This window comes from Caballeronia sp. (assembly GCF_028292365.1).
Lineage (GTDB): Bacteria > Pseudomonadota > Gammaproteobacteria > Burkholderiales > Burkholderiaceae > Caballeronia.
In genome coordinates this window covers 1-16,518 of sequence record NZ_JAQGMM010000664.1, presented here as the reverse complement: position 1 = coordinate 16,518, position 16,518 = coordinate 1, and the positions used below count along the sequence as shown (strand labels likewise).

Genomic DNA, 16,518 nt, shown 5'->3' with positions numbered 1-16,518 from the left:
CATGGCCCCCACCGCAGCGGGACGGTTGATGTACCGCCTCTTCCTGCCCATCATGCGGGATCTCGCACACGCGCGCCAGCAACTGGTGCAGCGTGACGAAGTGGTGACGGGGCATGTATCGATCGGCTTGATTGCGTCGGTGACGGAGAGCGTGCTGGCGGATTCCCTGTCGCGGTTTCACGCTCGTTATCCGCATGTGGAAGTCACCGTGTCAGACGGTTACAGCGCGACGTTTATCGACTGGGTATCGGGAGGACAACTCGACGCTGCGCTAATTAACAAACCTCGCGCGCGTCTGTCGCTGGACTCCCAGCCCTTGCTCGATGAAGAGATGGTGCTCGTCACCAGCGCCGTGCATGGTCCTGACTTGCCGCATGCCATCGAGCTTGCGCAGCTTCCTGAACTCGAACTGGTGTTGCCCACGAAACGCCATGGCTTGCGCGGTGTACTCGATACCGCCGCGCAGCACGAAGACGTACTGCTCGCACCGCGCTTCGAAATCGACGTGCTGAGCACGATCGTCAAGCTGGTGGAAAGCACGCGCTTCGCGACGATCCTTCCGCGCATCGTGGTCGAGCGCGCGGTACGGCTGGGCACGTTGCGCGCCTATCCCATTCTTGCGCCGCGGATCGTGCGCCATATTGTACGGATCAGCCATCCGCGACGTCCGCTGAGTGCGGCGGCGGAAGCGCTGATTGCCATCATTGCCGACGAATTGCGGCTGGTGTCCAGCGAGTCGACGATGGAGGCGTGAGCGTAGCTAGTACCTTCGTAGTCAGACCCTCTACCGCTCTTCGAGCACCGAGAGAATATTGCCGGCCGGGTCTTTGAACCAGGCAATCACCGGGCCCTCGGAGCCGCGGCAAATTCCTTTGGCATCGGTCTTGAGACCCGGCATGTCGTAGTGTTCGAAATTCACGCCACGCGCGCTCAGCGTGTCGACCGACTGGTCCACGCTATCGACCGGAAAGTTCAGCACCGTGTATGTTGCCGGCACATGATCGGCCTTGGGATAGACCAGTACGTTGTTGCCGCCCGCCAGATGCAGCTTGAGAATGCCCATGGGCTCGCTCGTTACCTTGAGACCCAGCGTATCGCTGTAAAACGCCTTTGCTTCGGCAAGATCCTTCACCGCAAAACCGCTGAACGCGTGACTGTCTTTCAATAGCGTTGCCATCATTTGCTCCTTTCAGGTTGTGCAACTCATGCGTCCGACCGCGACGCGCGCAACTCCTTGACCGGACGCACTTCCACGCCGCCCAGGCGCGCGCCGGGGAAACCGGAAGCCACGCGCATGGCGTCATTCATGTCGCGCGCCTCAATGAGAAGAAAGCCGCCCACCTGCTCCTTCGTCTCGGCGAATGGACCATCCGTGATCGAAACATGCTCGCCGCGGACCCGCAACGTGACCGCTTCCTTCGCGGACTGCAACGCCTGCGCCGCGATCAAATGACGGCTCTCTCGAAGGCGTTCGTCGTATGCCAGGGATTCGTCGACTAGTGCGTCATACTGCCGTTTCGACAAGTCGTCGAGCACGTGTTCGTCAAAGAAAATGAGGCACAGGAATTTCATCGATGTCTCCGGTCAAGGGTGGCTTCACCCTGTAGACGCGTGAGCAAGGTCGAAATCGACAGGAAACAGGCGCGCAATAGTATCGAAATGTAACGGAAGGAACGGGAGTGCCTGGCGGGCTTTGCGGCCGTGCGAGATATCATGCGACGATCGGCGGGATGCCCGCGGCTGGGCGTGTCTGTTAATCTGCGCCTTTCTTTCCGCCGACAAGACTTCGAACCATGCAACAGGATCTCCCTTTCAACGAACGAGGTATTACGTTTGCCCGCGCTGGCCTCAGTGCGGCGGGCCAGCTCTTTCCGTTACGTGATTTGCGTGGCGCAACCGTGGTGATGGTGCCGCGGCAGAAGCCATTGCCGATTGCGCTGGGCGTGATTGGTTTGATCGTGGCGGTGACGGGCGGAATTCTTGGTTCAGGACCGGCGTTGCTGCTGGGCGTGATGATCGCGGTGGTGGGGTATTTGTCGTGGATCACGCAGGACGTGATCTACAGGATGTACGTCACCACGCCGGCAGGCGAGCGTGAGGTGTTCACGACGAAGGACGAGGAGTTTGCGGAGCGCGTGGCAAAGCTCGTGCGCGAGGGCATTCCGGCAGCGCCCACTTCCGCGGCCACGTCGGCGCCCCCGTCAAATTAATACCTTCTTTACACGGACCGCAGTGATCCATGCCTCTTGTTAATGCGCGGCTAGCTAAAGTGGTGTTGTTCTAACCACCGCCCGTCGCGAGACGGTGCACTATCCGATGCTTCAGGCAAGCGTTGCTTCCCCGGTCCGTTCATCTGCTGTTCCTGTGCCCAAGCCGTTCGTGCGGGCCACGCGCAAACTTCACACGGTTCTTGCTTTCGATCTCATCCTGCCGGGGCTTGACTCCAGCGGGCCGCGGCGCGTTTTGCAGAAGGCGTTGGGCGGCGAAGCTCGCATGCAGGTGGTAGCGACGGATCGCCGGCATGAATGCGTCACGTTGCACGTTGAAGTGCCGTCACGGACGTTGAGCGATGTGATTGGCGTGGTGACCTCCCGGTTTGAGCAGGCAACCCTGGGCCACGCGACCACGTTCACGCTGCGGCGCTGAGGGTCTGCCTGAGGGTCCGCTTTCAGGTCGATAAGAGTCTGATGCGCCGAAGACGCTCTTCCATAAGAAGCACCTCGGATAAGGTGGCACGCTTGATGGCGGTCTGCTCCTGCTACCCGTGCCGCCGGACGTTGCGTCCCCAAGGCGCGGGCGGTCCACGCGAACGCAGGCTCCTCTCAAACATCATGGTGTAATCGTTTTCCACTTGCAGCGCCGAGTGCTAAACTAGCCCGGCACTACGAAGAAGGAACGTGATCCTTCGACCTATTTCGTCGAGCCATGAACAGACAGAAAGCCAAACCAAACATCAACGTTTTTGACGTCGCGAAGGCGGCAGGCGTTTCGGTCGCCACCGTCTCGCGCGCATTCAACATCCCGAATCGTGTCAGCGCGGTGAGCCGGGAAAAAGTGTTGGCTGTGGCCAAAGAGCTTGGCTACAGTCCGGACCCGGCAGCCAAGGCATTACGTCTTCGCAAATCGTTCATCATTGGCGCAGTGATTCCGTCGCTCGACTATTCCATGTTCGCGCGGCTGACGCATGCGTTCGAAGAGCAACTGACATTGGCTGGATACAGCGTGTTCGTAGTAACGAACGGATTCGACAATCGCAACATGCTCGATGTAGTCAAGCGGATCGTCGAACGCGGCGCAGAGGCGTTGTTGCTAGTCGGGAAGATGGTCGATCCCAAGCTGAAAAGCTACCTCGCCGACAAGCAGATTCCCTGCGTGACAACCTACTCCTATAACGATGACGACCTCGTTCCGTCCATCGGCTTCGACAACTTTGCTGCGACCAGACAGGCAGTCGAATTCCTGATCCGGTTGGGCCATCGTGAGATGGCAATGATCGCCGGACCGCTGCAAGGAAACGATCGGCAACAAGCTCGTCTGGATGGCTTCCAGAAGACCATGCAAGCTCACGGGCTGGGCGACAAAGCCCACGTCATCGAAAAAAGCTACGGCTCGGCAACGTATCAGGGTGCGGATGCAATGCGGCAAATCCACCATGAATTTCCCGACGTCACCGCGGTTGTCTGTAACGCCGATGTCTTTGCACTCAGCGCAATAGCAGAGTGCCGGCGGCTTGGACTGCGGGTACCGGAAGACATGTCCGTTATAGGTTTCGATGACGACGACTACACCACCATCTTCTCCCCGGCGCTGACGACCATCGCTGTTCCTGCCGCGGAGATGGGACGTCTTGCAGCAAGATCGCTGATTGGCGCCCTGACGCACGGAGGCAAAGTCACGCCTGCCCGGCTGGACACTCAGTTGATCGTGCGGGAGTCGACGAGTGTCCCCCGCATAGCCTCCACGAGTACGACACCGAAAGCAGTCGCATGAACCAGCCGCAGAGGCGCCGTAGCAAGCAGCATTATCGCGCTGTGTAACCGCCATCGACCGTGAACATCCCGCCGGTCGCAAACGAAGACTCCTCGCACGCCAGGAACAAGACCATCGTGGCGATCTCCTGCGGGGTGCCCATCCGGTTCACTGGCGCACGCGCTTTCAGTCCGTGTACGAACGCGTCGGGATCGGGAACCTCCTTGAGCATCTTTTCGTAATAGTTGGACCAGATCACACCCGGCGCAATACTGTTGATGCGAATGTTCTTGTCCGCATGGTCCAGCGCCATCGAACGGGTGAGCGACGCGACTCCGCCCTTCGCCGCCACATAGGCGGCGCGATCTGGAATACCGCAGACGGCAGCGGTCGACGAGATGTTGACCACCGCCCCGCCGCCCCGCTTTTCAATCTCCGGTATCGCATACTTGGAGCAGAGAAAGACGCTCTTCAGATTCACGTCGATCACCTTGTCCCAGTCCTCTTCATCCGTGTTGACAACGCTGCCGCGAATGCCGTAACCCGCATTGTTCACCAGGATATCAAGTCCACCAAATTCGGCTAAGGTCGCGGCAATGAGGTGCTTGATCTGCGCCGCTACCGTGACGTCCACCCCTACTGCGAGCGCATTTGCACCCAACGCGCGCGCGACCTTCTCAGCCTGCTCGAGGTTGCTGTCCGCGAGCACCACCCTCGCGCCTTCCTTGATGAACAACGCAGCCGTGGCGGCTCCGATTCCAGCCGCCGCACCCGTCACGACAGCCACTTTTCCTTCGAGTCGCATGTTCTTTTCTCACAAGATTAAATTGAATGTTCAAGACGGCGGATAACCGCGTCCTCAATGCTCATTGCCGCAAGCCATGACGTCCGGGGGTTATCCGGCAATGGATTGTTCTCAAGGCGAATTGACAGGCGGCCAAAGGCGCCAACCGCTTCGATTTCATGTACGTTCTGGTCGACGCCCGGATCGGCCATCATGGTGACGGTCGTTCTCTCAAAGCCGATCCCAGCCAGCGCAATCGCGGCGGTAACGTTGGCGTTCTTCGGGAACAGCCTTGCCGACTCGCCGGCCGTGCCCTCGAAGATCACAGTGGGTTTGTCGATAGTTAGCATGTCGAACTGTACTTCTGCTGGAGAACCCCGCCATGCATGCGGCGGTTTTCGTCCGGTGTAGCGGACTGAATCGAGACCGCCCATACGCGCCGCGCGCAATGCATCAATGCCGCCGACCGCGCCGGACACCAACGTCAGTTCCGAATTGCCGAGCGTCATCGCGCAATTGATCTTCTCGCGCAGCGGCGCGGACGCCAGCGCGCCGACGGAAACAACGATGGCGTCGACTCCACGCTCAAGAAGCGGAATGACCGCCTCGTCGACTGCCGCGTGGCCCGCGCACTCGACGCAAAGCGTCGGGTTCCATGAAACAAGAGAGGCGACGTCATGAAAAACCTCGATCTTGATTGATTGCATGTTGAGAGCGTCCGCCTCGTGAGCGGGGACGAGACACGATAGCTGCCGAGCCTTGATGCCTCGCGCGTGCAACGTAGCCAGAACGCGCTTTCCCATCGCACCCATACCGATGATCGCGATCCGTTCGCGCGCCGCAAAATCTGTTTCGCGATCCACAGGGACCGGCGACTGTTCATTGAACTCCGGCTTCGTCATGAATCATTCGTCCAGGAATGTGCCGATCCGCGATGCGAACGCTTGGGGATCGACCTGTGGAAAAAAATGGCCGCCCTGAGCCTCGACGAGTGCCGCGTTCCGGATCCGTTGCGCCAGATCTTCCGAGTGATAGAACGGCACGATGAAGTCGTCGCGAGCGCCTATGACCAGCGTTTCTTTATCGATCACCGTGAGTTCATCGGCGCGGTCGTACCCAAGCAACATGTCGATTCGATTCACGACCGTCGGCCTGTCGAACTCATCGTCGCCATCGAACTGCAGCGGCGCCGCCGCCACGTTATATTCGTACCACTGAGCGTCATACCCCCCAAGCCGCGAGAACGCCGAATAAGCGCGTGTCCCGAGCTTCTCAAGCATCCGCCGCCGCAGATCGAAGAGATCCCTGAAGCGCCGGTCCGGCCTCGCCCAGCCGCCGCTCAGCACAAGCTTGCGGCACCGGCGCCCATGATCCAGCGCAAGCGTCTGCGCCACCAGACTGCCGGTGGAGTGCCCAATGAAGTGCGCATGGATCACCCCTTCGGCGTCGAGTACGTCAAGAGCGGCTTGAGCAATGGCCGGTATGCGCTGGTCCCCTTCCCTGTTGCTGCGGCCCACTCCCGGATGGTCGAACGAGATCACGCGATAGCGATCCGCAAACAACGCGGCGGCTGGCCGCCAGAAGGATGCAAGACCGCCAAGCCCGGAGATGCACACGAGCGCGTCACCGCTGCCGGCTGCTTCGTAGTGAATGCCTGAATTCGTGCGGCCTTCCGTCATTCCTGCCTCTTGCCGATCTGGCCGAGCTGCGTGAACACGGTTCGAGCCTCGATCTGCGCCGCGTCCGCCGGTCGCGCGAAGGGTTCCGGAGCGGCTTCGCCCGGCGTGCGCGGCCGGCCGATCTCGCGAAAGAAGGTTTCGAGTCCCGAGGGCACGAAGAACCATACCCAATGCAAATCGGCGTCGCCGTCGTTGATAAACGTATGCTTGCGAAGTTTGCCGAGGAACAGCGTCACCCCAGGCTCGAGCCGGTACTCCTCGCCATCCAGTTCGGCCTTACCCGTGCCGGAGATAAAGTGCAGCACCTCTTCGTTATCAGTGTGCGAGTGAAGACGAACAACGCCGCCCGGCGGCAAGGTTTGCGTGCCGACCGCAAATTGACGGTCCATAGGCACAAGGTGCGGGGCAACATGGACCGACGCATATCCGTTGGCCGGCTGCGGTTGCCAGTAACTCTCTTCCTTTCGTGGATGCACGTACAGAAACCTGCCCGTGCCGGCGACCTCTACAGACGCCTCGTTATTACGTTCAATCGGGTTGTCGATCATCTCAACCTCCAGCTTATAAATGAACACAGCAATGCGGGAAACGCTTGCCTGTCCCACGATGGAAAACGTTTACGCGCATGCGCGTCAATGCGCCCTTCAGGGCAACACCCCTAAGCCTCTAAGCTCTTTTCTTCCAGAGGTCGTTCAACGTGTAGCCTGTTGGAAAGGGGTCGGACGAATCAAGCACGTACTGATGAAAACCCATGATCCACGCGCCGCCGGAAATAGCGGGGCGTATGCCCGGCTTGCCGCCTACTGTCAGAGTCTCGACAATCTCACCGGTAAATTCAGAGCCGATGATCGACCGATGGACAAATCGCTCGCCCGGCTCGATCAAGCCACGCGCATGAAGGACCGCCAGCCGTGCGCTGGTTCCCGTGCCACACGGTGAACGATCCAGGCGGCCCGGCGAGACGATCACACCGTTCCTCGACGAAAGGCCGTCCGGTCCGCGTTCGAGAGGGCCAGCGAACAGGGTCTGATTGATCGTATGGATCTGTGGATTCTCCGGATGCACCGCAGGAATTTGCACAGCCGCCGCTGCCTTGATCGCCTCGCCCACTTCGACCATATCGGCGGCTTCATCCGGGACAATGGAAAAGCCCAGGGCCGCTGCATTGACCAGTACGTAGATCATTCCGCCATAAGCGACATCCACTGTCAGCGTGCCAATACCCGGCACCTCCAACGCAAGATCAAGCCCGAACACGAAACACGGCACATTAGCGAAGCGGACATTAAGGCACTTGCCGTCGCGGCATTCGGCCCGAACCTTGATCAGGCCACCGGGCGCCTCCAGGGTCAGCTCCGTGTAGGGCTCCTCCATGCGCAACATGCCCGTTTCCAGCAGCGCGGTCACCGTGCAGATAGTGTTGCTGCCGGACATCGGCGGATAGTGCTCCGACTCCATGATCACGAATCCCGCGTCCGCTTGGGGGTCACAAGGCGGAAGCACGAGGTTGATGCTTTGAGTCACCGTTCCTCTCGGCTCCTGCAGCAAGAATTTGCGCAGATCGTCAGCCTGGGTTTCCAGATATTGCATCTTCTCGAACATCGATTTTCCGGGGACATCGAGAACCCCACCGGTAATCACGTCATTGCGCTCGCCACCGGTGTGCACGCCCACGACATTCACCATTCGTTTCATTTTCATTTGCATTGCTTCCAGATTATTTCGACACTAGAACCGCTGGAGTACCTTTCGTTCGATATGCCCAACGCATCGCGTCAGCGGATACGCGACCACGAAGTAAATGAGCGCCGTCGTAGTCAGGACTTCCACCGGCCGGGCACTCGTGTTCGCAATGTTCTGGCCGACGAACATCAAGTCGGCCATGCCGAGTGCGGACACCAGGGCGCTTTCCTTGAACAGGCTGACTATGTTCGAGAGCAAGCTGGGCATCGCACGGATAAAAGCGAGCGGCAAGACAATATGCGTCACGCGTGTCATGCGGCTCAGTCCAAGCGCCACGCACGCGTCCAGTTCTTCCTTCTTGATCGTGCTCAGCGACCCGCGGAAGGTCTCGCATGTGATCGCACCCATGTAAAGGCTGAGCGCCGCAAATGATGCAACGCCTACGCTGATATTCACGTGAAGCAAAAGCGGCAGGCAGAAGAAGAACCAGAACAATTGGACCAGCAGCGGCGTCCCGCGAAACACTTCCACATAACCGGTCGCTATTGCCCGAGCGGAGCCCGGGCCGTATGTCCGTAAGAGGCTCGCCACGAATCCCAGGGCAATGCCGGCGATCGCGGACGCCAGTGTCAGCTTGACGGTAAGCGCGAGCCCGTCGAGCAACGGCTCGATATAACCCAGCAGGAACACGAAATTGAATTTCATGACTGGCTACGCCGCTGAATAGTTGAAGGAGCGTTTGCGCTCGATCACGCGCAACGCCTGCGCAACGAGCACAGACACAACGAGGTACAAGATGCCGATGGTCGTGAACACTTCCAATGGCCTATAGGTATCCGAAGCAATTTCCTTGCCGCGGTACATCAGCTCCTGAATCGCCACCACCGAGAGCAGCGACGTCTGCTGCAACGCCGAGATGCCATTGGTGATAAGAACCGGCAGCGCCACGCGAAAAGCATGCGGAAGCACAATCAAGGTAGTGCGCTGGAAGGGGGAGAAGCCCAGTGCGACACCCGCGTCGTGCTGGTCGCGCGGAACCGACTGGATGCCACCCCGGTACGCCTCGGCATTGAACGCCGTCAGGTTTAGGGAAATGGCGAGAATGCCCATTGTCATTGGACTGAGAAACACGTTGAAGATGATCGGCACGCAGTAAAAGAACCAGACCACCTGGACCAGCGCCGGCGTGCAGCGGAAGAACTCAATGAACGCCGATACCGGCAGGCGCACCAGCCGCGATTTGCTTTGGGTCAGCATCCCGACAACAAACCCCGTTACCACGCCTATTGCATTCGCACACAACGCGATCACCAGCGTAACCGCCAGGCCTTGCCACAGAAGACCGAGTCCCGAGGAGATCCAGGAGAAATCCAGAGAATAGTTCACGGCCTTTTTCCTAGTTCACATGCAACACGTTGTTCAGGAACTCTCTCGTCCGGGTGTGTCTTGGGTGCTTGAACATTTCATCGGGTGTTCCTGACTCGATGACCACGCCGTCCGCACAGAACACAATGCGGGAAGCGACTTTCCTCGCAAACCACATGTCGTGCGTCACCATGACCATCGGCATGCCTTGCGACGCCAGCTCGAGGATGACGGTCTCGACCTCGGCAACCAGCTCAGGATCCAGCGCGGATGTAACCTCATCGAACAGCATGAGCCGCGGGTCCAGCATCAAGGCGCGCGCGATCGCGACGCGTTGCTTTTGGCCGCCGGAAAGTTGCGCGGGATAAGCACGCGTTTTACTTGACAGTCCAAAACGATCGAGCAGCGACGTCGCTCTTCGTTCCGCTTCGGCCCGTGGCTCGCCTTTCACTTTGCAGGGCGCAAGCGTCAGGTTGCGCAAGACGTCCAGGTGCGCAAAGAGCGTGTAGTTCTGGAAGACCATCCCTATCTGCTTACGGATGCTCAGGTCCATGCGTGTGCGCCGGCTCTCTTCGTCAAACGACAGATAGGGTCTGCCATTGAACTCGACCGTGCCTCCGTCGATGGTTTCAAGTCCCATCAGTACACGCAACAACGTGCTCTTTCCCCCTCCGCTCGGTCCGATCACCACGAGGCGGTCGTCGTGCCGCATATCCAGATCGAGACCCTTCAGAACCTTGACCGTGGGACCGTATTGCTTGGATAAACCCTTGATGCTGACGAGTGGCTCCGTGCCCGCCTGCAGGGTCGGGCGGGCCGGCAAACGCCCTTCCTGCCATCCTGCCGGGCGCGCATCGGCGTCATGTTTCATTAGCCGGCTCACTTTCATGACCTGTTCCATGTCGTTGCTCATTGTCTGGCTGTCTATGGAAAAATCCGGCTACTGTTTTACCGACTGCGCCGCCTGCTTCACGGCCGCGTCAACGCTGGATTTGACGAAACCGCTCTTGGTCTGCTGCTCGATGAATTGATTGAGCTCGTTGAGGTCCGCGCTCGTGTAGCTCTTGTTCATTCCGAACGCCACGTCCTGAAGATTGAAGGGCGGGTCCGGCCGGTAGATCTCAGCCCAGTCGGGGTGGGCCGCCTGGAAGATCAGGTTGGCATCGGACTGGTCCGCAAGAAAATTGGCACGATGCGACATGAGTGCAAGGCGGGTGCTGTCGGCGTCGGGCAGACGAAGGATCTGTGCCTGTTTGAGCACCGGACTGATTGCCTTGTCGTCGGTCGTACCCTGCACGACGGCGACAATGAAATCGGGCTTGTCGATATCGGCGACTGACTTGATCTGCTTGGGCACCTTTGCGTCCGAGCGGCTGTACACGAAGTTTGTATCGTTACGAACGACGGCCGCTGAGAAGTTGATCACTTGCTCCCTCACAGGCGTGCGGTTGATCGCCATGGCCAGGTCCCATTTGTCGGTTTGCAACCCTGCAATCATGTTGTCCCAGGTCGTGTCGACAAATTTCACCTTGACCTTCAGGACATCCTCACCGAACCGGCGGCACAGGTCGCTGAATGCACCCGTATAACCGCCGGTCTTCGCATCGCGCACCACAAACGGAGGCGCCAGCGCCGCGCCGCAACGCAGTTCTCCTGCTTTGCGCACCGACTGGAAAGTCGTTGAATCCGCCGCGTTGGCAGGGGCAACCAGGCTGCTCATGCCTACAGCGAAACAAACTGACGCCAGCGCAGCCCTGAGCAGCGCGCGAAGCGTTTGGGCGGCCGGAGCGCGGCGAAGGGCCGGCATAAGCGTGTTCTTCATGGTGGTCATGGACTCCAAAGAATATGAACGAATTAACACTTCCCGAATTAACACTTCCCTTAACGCTCCGCGGGCTAAAGCCGACTTTTGGAACTCCGCTTACCCTTGTCGATCAACCAAGCCGCCTCTCGGCGGCGTGGTAATCGTTTACGCGAGTGTTCGAAGTCAATCATCACCCGGATGACAACCGTCTTGTCACCAGGAAACAGCCTTTGTCTGAGGGCGTACAACCATGCTAGTAGAAAAAAAATGAAGCGTAAAGCTTTACATCATTGAGCTAGTATTTTTACTAACTTCAATACCTGTAAGGGTTCTACGGATGGAAAACGATTACCATCTTCGGTGTTTCGGCGGCCTGAAATTTGCAGTCGGTCCGCTCGATTGATGGCCCTGAGGACGGCGCGGCCGGTGAGCGCAGCTCGATGGGTGGCGCGAGGTATTGAACTGAAGCCGACGGCGGTACGCGCGCACCGCTCGGCGGAACGCTGAAATCGATGGCCTGAAACACGCGCCGCAGGAGTAATTGTTCGCGGAGATTTACAAGAGAAATACGTGGCCGAATGGCCGGGCGCGTGAATCGACTCTCGTAGACGCTGGAGGTCAGATGTGACCCATCACGGGGACGAGTGAGAGCCACGCCGCAGACTGAACGATCAGCCAATTTACGCGCTAAAAACGCGAGGCCGCTGCGTCTCTAGCTCACGTTCGGCCTGTCCGGAGTGGGGACATCGTGCGGCGATAGACTGAGAGCTTCTGCAAGCCTCGTAGCGGCCGCAGAAGCTCTCGGGGATCATGGATCAAGGCGGAGTCGGCGCGAGCGAAACACTAAACAATCAAAGGCTCGACATGCCAAATATGCTTGGCATATTCCGCAATTGTCCGGTCTGACGAAAAAATTCCCATCCCCGCGACGTTTTCAATTGCGCTGCGCGTCCAGGCTTCCTTATCGAGAAATTTCGCATCGACATCCGCCTGAGCTTTGTCGAAGCTTTCAAAATCCGCCAGCACCATGTAATGGTCGCCCCAATCCACCAGCGTATGAAAGATGTCGTAGAAACGATGCGGCTGGTCCGGCGAAAAGTGCCCGAGCCGGATCTGGTCAAGCGCCATCTTCAGCTCAGGATTCTCTTCGTAAATATGACGCGGCCTGTATCCGGTCGCCCGTAGCGCATCAATCTCTTCAGTTGAGTGCCCAAAGATAAACATGTTCTCGCGCCCAACGGCGTCGCAAATCTCGATGTTCGCGCCATCCAGCGTACCAATGGTCAATGCCCCGTTCAACGCGAGCTTCATGTTGCCCGTGCCCGACGCTTCGGTCCCCGCCATCGAAATCTGCTGCGATAAATCCGCTGCCGGAATAATCAGTTCGGCCACGCTCACGCCATAGTTCGGAATGAAACCGACCTTCAACCGGTCACCAATCAACGGATCGTTGTTGACCTTCTCCGACACGTCGTTAATCAGCTTGATGATCGTCTTGGCCATCTTGTACGCCGACGCCGCCTTGCCGGCGAACATCACGACACGCGGTGTCCACGCCTTCTCCGGCTGCTCGCGAATCCGGTTGTAGCGCACGATCACATGCAGGACGTTAAGCAACTGCCGCTTGTATTCGTGAATGCGCTTGACCTGTAAATCGAACAGCGCATTCGGGTCGATGATCGCACCCGTCTCCCGCTTCGCTCGTGCGGCGAGCCGTACCTTGCTCGCGAACTTCGCGTCATGAAAGGCTTTGGTAAATTCAGGGTCATCGCGCCATTCACGCAGCCGGCCCAACTCGAACAAGTCAGTCCGCCAGCGCGGTCCCAGCCGTTCATCGATCAATGACGACAGCTTCGGGCTTGCCTGCGACAACCACCGCCGCGGCGTAATGCCATTCGTCACGTTCGTGAAGCGCTCGGGATACATGCGCGCGAAATCGGCAAAAATATTCTGCGTCATCAACTGCGAATGCAGCTTCGACACACCGTTCACCGTGTGGCTTGCAACAATCGCAAGATGTGCCATGCGCACACGCCGCTGACCGTATTCGTCGACGAGGGAAATACGGCGAATCAGGTCCATGTCGCGCCCGAACTTCTCGCCCACCTGCTTGAGAAAATCCGAGTTGATGTCAAAGATGATCTCGAGGTGGCGCGGCAACAGCCGCGACAGCATTTCCACGTCCCACGTTTCCAGCGCCTCGGGCATCAAGGTGTGGTTCGTGTACGAGAACATTTGCTGAATCAGCTTCCATGCCTTGTCCCACGGCAAGTGATGCGTATCGACCAGCAAACGCATCAACTCGGGGATGGCCAGCACCGGGTGGGTGTCGTTCAGGTGCACCGCCACCTTCTCCGCCAGCCGCCCAAAATGCGTGTGCGTGCGTTGATAGCGGCGAATCAGATCCTGCATCGTCGCGGAAACAAAGAAGTATTCCTGGCGCAAACGCAGTTCGCGGCCGGCCTGCGTGGAGTCGTCCGGATACAGCAGGCGCGATACGTGTTCTGAGGTGTTCTTCGCTTCCACCGACCGGCGATAATCGCCCTGGTTGAACGCGGACAGGTCGAATTCATCGGTCGCCCGCGCCGACCAGAGCCGCAGCGTATTCGTCGCGGTCGTGGCGAAGCCGGGGATCACGGTGTCGTACGCCATGGCGTTCACGTGTTCCGTGTCGATCCATTCGGTCCGGTCGCCATGACGGACCGTACTGCCGCCAAAATGAATCACATAGTTCACTTCGGGGCGCGGAAACTCCCACGGATTACCCGCGCGCAACCAGTAATCGGGCGTTTCGACCTGATTACCGTCAACGATGGTCTGCCGGAACATGCCGTATTCGTAGCGAATACCGTAACCAAAACCCGGAATGCCAACGGTCGCCATGGAGTCGAGAAAACACGCGGCGAGACGGCCGAGACCACCGTTGCCGAGCGCCGCATCGGGTTCCAGGTTCTCTAGCGTATTTAAGTCTATGCCAAGGCCGGCGAGGGCGTCGCGGACTTCGTCGTGAATGCCCAGCGCTAACAACGCGTTGGTAAAAGTCCTGCCGATCAGAAACTCCATCGACAAGTAGTAGACACGCTTGACGTCCTGCTCGTACTGCTGGCGCGTGGTTTTCATCCAGCGCGCCACCAGCCGGTCGCGGACCGCCAGTTCGGCGGCGTGAAGCCAGTCGCGTGGCTGCGCGGTGACGGCATCCTTGCCGACGCCGTACATGAGACGGTTGGAAATGGAGCGCCTGAGCGCATCGACGGTGCTGTTCAGCTGTTCGAATTCCAGGTCGACGGATGTCATCGAACTCTCCAGAAATGCATTGCTGGACAACGCGCTAGGTGCGAGCCGCGTTCTGTCAAGCGGGACGGGGCCGGGTGAACAGGCAGGTTACGCTATTTTTATTTTTTTGGGTATTGGCCCCCGGACGCCGTGGAACTGGCACGACATCCGCCGGCGGTCCGTCCTGTTGTCGCATTTCCGTCATCGGGAGCAGCCAGGTTGCTCGCGGTGCAGCATTGTTAAATTACTTTGGTTTCCTGATCATATCCCTGTTCAACCGTGATTTGATGACACCGCGCCGCGGTCTTCGGCAAGCCTTTCGATTAGCTGAATATAGTGATCGAGCGGGGGCGTAACGCGCTCAGGACTCTTCGCAAGATCATCCCAACGGCGTAATGAAAGCGCATCCTGCGCGAAGGGTTTGCGCATGAAATCATCCGCTTCTTCCTTGCTGAAAATGCCTCCTTGCAATTTCAGGCTGCGGACTGAATCCGCGGATAGTGTCGAAAAATATTCGTCATCAATTGCACATAAACAACGTTTCGCGTCCACATGCAGGCGGATCGGTTCGAGCACGGCGTTACCGAATAGTGGCCGCAGGAAGGGCAGCGCGAAATACTGGTGCAAGTCGTCAATGCCCCGCTCGCTCGGCGTCTCGCCCTGGAGGTTCAGCAAGTGTCCCAGGTCGTGCAAAAAAGCCGCGCCAACGAGTGTTTCGTCTGCGCCCGCTTCCTCGGCCAGCGCCGCCGTCTGCAATGCGTGCTGGAGTTGCGTGACGGGTTCACCGCTATAGGCCATGGCGCCGTAGGTATCGAAGAGATGCCGGATGTCAGTGAGCGTAAGCGCCATGATTCAAGCCCAGGGTAAAGAAAAAGTCTTGAGGTTCGTGAAGCTTTTCATCGCTTCCTGCACGCCTTCCTTGTAACCCAGGCCCGAGTCCTTGATACCGCCGAATGGCGTCAACTCGATCCGGTAACCCGGCACTTCCCACACATTGACGGTACCCACGCGCAGTTCGTTCACAAAGCGCGTGATCAGGTCCGCCCGGTCTGTACATAGGCCGGACGACAACCCGAAAGCCGTGCCGTTGCTGATACGAATGGCGTCGTCGATGGTATCGAATTCGATGATCGGCGACACCGGCCCGAAGGTTTCCTCGCGCACCAGCGTCATGGACGGATCGACACGATCAAGCACCGTGGGCGAATACAGCGCGCCATGGCGGTGATTGCCGCACAGCAACCGCGCTCCCTTCAATACTGCTTCGTTCACGCGTGCTTCGAATGATCTGGCCGCAGCTTCGTCGATTACCGTGCCCATCTGGTTGGCAGGATCGAAGGGATCGCCATAAGTCCACGCAAGCGTTTTTTCCACCACGAGTTCGGTGAACCGGGCGGCCACGCGCTTCTGCACCAGCATGCGCTTGACCGCCGTGCAACGTTGCCCGGAGTTCTTGTACGAGCCTTGCACGGCCAGCGTTGCCGCGCGGTCCAGATCGGCGTCATCGAGCACGATCAGCGGGTCATTGCCGCCGAGTTCCAGCACCACGCGCCTGTACCCCGCCTTCGCCGCAATCGCCTTGCCAATAGCCACGCCGCCGGTAAAAGTGACGAGATCGGCATGCGGGTTGGTGACGAGCTCTTCGGCGATCTCGCGCGGGTCGCCCGTCAAAACTTGCAGCATGGGCGCGGGCAAACCGGCTTCGACCAGCACGTCGGCTAAGTAATAAGCCGATAACGGCACCTTCTCGGAGGGCTTCAGGATCACCCGGTTATTCGTCGCAATAGCCGGCGCGAGCTTATGCGCGACCTGATTCATCGGATGATTAAAGGGTGTGATCGCGACAATCACGCCGGCCAGCGGTTCACGTTGCGAGAACACGCGGCGGGCCTTGCCGTGCGGGGTAAGGTCGCAGGAAAAACTTTGACCGTCGTCGCGCAACGCTTCCATCGCGGCGAATT

At 58.9% G+C, this 16,518-nt stretch carries 18 protein-coding genes; 4 read left to right on the top strand and 14 right to left on the bottom strand.

What is annotated here, in order from left to right; all coding sequences use genetic code 11:
• Window positions 1-754 (top strand): LysR family transcriptional regulator substrate-binding protein (locus tag JWR14_RS38095; RefSeq protein WP_299719934.1); only part of this gene is annotated, 754 nt, incomplete at its 5' end.
• Between the two features lie 30 nt (window positions 755-784).
• On the opposite strand, the gene JWR14_RS38090 is transcribed toward JWR14_RS38095, so the two are convergent.
• Window positions 785-1,180: a VOC family protein gene (locus JWR14_RS38090; RefSeq protein WP_299719932.1), complete on the bottom strand. Its 396-nt coding sequence runs from the start codon at window positions 1,178-1,180 to the stop codon at window positions 785-787.
• A 23-nt stretch (window positions 1,181-1,203) separates the two neighbouring features.
• Entirely contained in the window at window positions 1,204-1,572 is a 369-nt protein-coding gene (locus tag JWR14_RS38085) for a YciI family protein (protein ID WP_299719930.1), read from the bottom strand.
• 221 nt (window positions 1,573-1,793) lie between these two features.
• Between JWR14_RS38085 and JWR14_RS38080 the strand changes: the two genes are divergently transcribed.
• The 3 genes from JWR14_RS38080 (at window position 1,794) to JWR14_RS38070 (ending at window position 3,990) form a co-directional block, all read left to right on the top strand.
• Window positions 1,794-2,210 carry a DUF6232 family protein gene (locus JWR14_RS38080; RefSeq protein WP_299719928.1) on the top strand — a complete coding sequence of 139 codons (417 nt, stop codon included), beginning with the start codon at window positions 1,794-1,796 and terminating at the stop codon, window positions 2,208-2,210.
• Window positions 2,211-2,304: 94 nt separating this feature from the next.
• A complete protein-coding gene (locus tag JWR14_RS38075; protein ID WP_299719926.1) occupies window positions 2,305-2,646 on the top strand; it encodes a hypothetical protein in 342 nt (113 codons plus the stop codon).
• A 279-nt stretch (window positions 2,647-2,925) separates the two neighbouring features.
• Entirely contained in the window at window positions 2,926-3,990 is a 1,065-nt protein-coding gene (locus JWR14_RS38070; protein WP_299719924.1) for a LacI family DNA-binding transcriptional regulator, read from the top strand.
• Window positions 3,991-4,021: 31 nt separating this feature from the next.
• Here JWR14_RS38070 and JWR14_RS38065 read toward each other — a convergent pair whose 3' ends face one another.
• From JWR14_RS38065 to phnY, 12 genes are all read right to left on the bottom strand, one after another.
• On the bottom strand, window positions 4,022-4,774 hold the full coding sequence (locus tag JWR14_RS38065) for an SDR family oxidoreductase (RefSeq protein WP_299719922.1): 753 nt from the start codon (window positions 4,772-4,774) through the stop codon (window positions 4,022-4,024).
• Window positions 4,775-4,791: 17 nt separating this feature from the next.
• Window positions 4,792-5,655 carry an aspartate dehydrogenase gene (locus tag JWR14_RS38060; protein WP_299719920.1) on the bottom strand — a complete coding sequence of 288 codons (864 nt, stop codon included), beginning with the start codon at window positions 5,653-5,655 and terminating at the stop codon, window positions 4,792-4,794.
• A 3-nt stretch (window positions 5,656-5,658) separates the two neighbouring features.
• Window positions 5,659-6,432: an alpha/beta hydrolase gene (locus tag JWR14_RS38055; RefSeq protein ID WP_299719917.1), complete on the bottom strand. Its 774-nt coding sequence runs from the start codon at window positions 6,430-6,432 to the stop codon at window positions 5,659-5,661.
• Complete coding sequence (locus JWR14_RS38050) at window positions 6,429-6,980, bottom strand: cupin domain-containing protein (RefSeq protein WP_299719914.1); 552 nt, start codon at window positions 6,978-6,980, stop codon at window positions 6,429-6,431. The genes JWR14_RS38055 and JWR14_RS38050 overlap by 4 nt, the downstream gene beginning before the upstream one ends.
• Before the next feature lie 118 nt (window positions 6,981-7,098).
• Window positions 7,099-8,133 (bottom strand): proline racemase family protein, encoded by a 1,035-nt coding sequence (locus JWR14_RS38045; protein ID WP_299719912.1) that lies wholly within the window; start codon window positions 8,131-8,133, stop codon window positions 7,099-7,101.
• Window positions 8,134-8,160: 27 nt separating this feature from the next.
• Window positions 8,161-8,820 carry an amino acid ABC transporter permease gene (locus tag JWR14_RS38040; RefSeq protein WP_299719910.1) on the bottom strand — a complete coding sequence of 220 codons (660 nt, stop codon included), beginning with the start codon at window positions 8,818-8,820 and terminating at the stop codon, window positions 8,161-8,163.
• Between the two features lie 6 nt (window positions 8,821-8,826).
• A complete protein-coding gene (locus JWR14_RS38035) occupies window positions 8,827-9,501 on the bottom strand; it encodes an amino acid ABC transporter permease (protein ID WP_299719909.1) in 675 nt (224 codons plus the stop codon).
• A gap of 10 nt (window positions 9,502-9,511) precedes the next feature.
• Entirely contained in the window at window positions 9,512-10,393 is an 882-nt protein-coding gene (locus JWR14_RS38030; RefSeq protein ID WP_299719908.1) for an amino acid ABC transporter ATP-binding protein, read from the bottom strand.
• 27 nt (window positions 10,394-10,420) lie between these two features.
• Complete coding sequence (locus tag JWR14_RS38025) at window positions 10,421-11,302, bottom strand: transporter substrate-binding domain-containing protein (protein WP_299719907.1); 882 nt, start codon at window positions 11,300-11,302, stop codon at window positions 10,421-10,423.
• A gap of 825 nt (window positions 11,303-12,127) precedes the next feature.
• Window positions 12,128-14,578 (bottom strand): glycogen/starch/alpha-glucan phosphorylase, encoded by a 2,451-nt coding sequence (locus JWR14_RS38020; RefSeq protein ID WP_299719906.1) that lies wholly within the window; start codon window positions 14,576-14,578, stop codon window positions 12,128-12,130.
• Window positions 14,579-14,830: 252 nt separating this feature from the next.
• Window positions 14,831-15,406 (bottom strand): phosphonate degradation HD-domain oxygenase, encoded by a 576-nt coding sequence (locus tag JWR14_RS38015; RefSeq protein ID WP_299719905.1) that lies wholly within the window; start codon window positions 15,404-15,406, stop codon window positions 14,831-14,833.
• 3 nt (window positions 15,407-15,409) lie between these two features.
• Window positions 15,410-16,518: phosphonoacetaldehyde dehydrogenase (gene phnY, locus JWR14_RS38010; RefSeq protein WP_299719904.1), on the bottom strand; the 1,109-nt coding region annotated here is incomplete at its 5' end.

Coding starts and splice junctions, on each gene's coding strand:
- JWR14_RS38090 (WP_299719932.1), bottom strand. CDS start 1,180: ATGATGGCAACGCTATTGAAAGACAGTCACGCGTTCAGCGGTTTTGCG.
- JWR14_RS38060 (WP_299719920.1), bottom strand. CDS start 5,655: ATGACGAAGCCGGAGTTCAATGAACAGTCGCCGGTCCCTGTGGATCGC.
- JWR14_RS38050 (WP_299719914.1), bottom strand. CDS start 6,980: ATGATCGACAACCCGATTGAACGTAATAACGAGGCGTCTGTAGAGGTC.
- JWR14_RS38065 (WP_299719922.1), bottom strand. CDS start 4,774: ATGCGACTCGAAGGAAAAGTGGCTGTCGTGACGGGTGCGGCGGCTGGA.
- JWR14_RS38055 (WP_299719917.1), bottom strand. CDS start 6,432: ATGACGGAAGGCCGCACGAATTCAGGCATTCACTACGAAGCAGCCGGC.
- JWR14_RS38085 (WP_299719930.1), bottom strand. CDS start 1,572: ATGAAATTCCTGTGCCTCATTTTCTTTGACGAACACGTGCTCGACGAC.
- JWR14_RS38030 (WP_299719908.1), bottom strand. CDS start 10,393: ATGAGCAACGACATGGAACAGGTCATGAAAGTGAGCCGGCTAATGAAA.
- JWR14_RS38070 (WP_299719924.1), top strand. CDS start 2,926: ATGAACAGACAGAAAGCCAAACCAAACATCAACGTTTTTGACGTCGCG.
- JWR14_RS38020 (WP_299719906.1), bottom strand. CDS start 14,578: ATGACATCCGTCGACCTGGAATTCGAACAGCTGAACAGCACCGTCGAT.
- JWR14_RS38025 (WP_299719907.1), bottom strand. CDS start 11,302: ATGAAGAACACGCTTATGCCGGCCCTTCGCCGCGCTCCGGCCGCCCAA.
- JWR14_RS38040 (WP_299719910.1), bottom strand. CDS start 8,820: ATGAAATTCAATTTCGTGTTCCTGCTGGGTTATATCGAGCCGTTGCTC.
- JWR14_RS38080 (WP_299719928.1), top strand. CDS start 1,794: ATGCAACAGGATCTCCCTTTCAACGAACGAGGTATTACGTTTGCCCGC.
- JWR14_RS38015 (WP_299719905.1), bottom strand. CDS start 15,406: ATGGCGCTTACGCTCACTGACATCCGGCATCTCTTCGATACCTACGGC.
- JWR14_RS38045 (WP_299719912.1), bottom strand. CDS start 8,133: ATGAAAATGAAACGAATGGTGAATGTCGTGGGCGTGCACACCGGTGGC.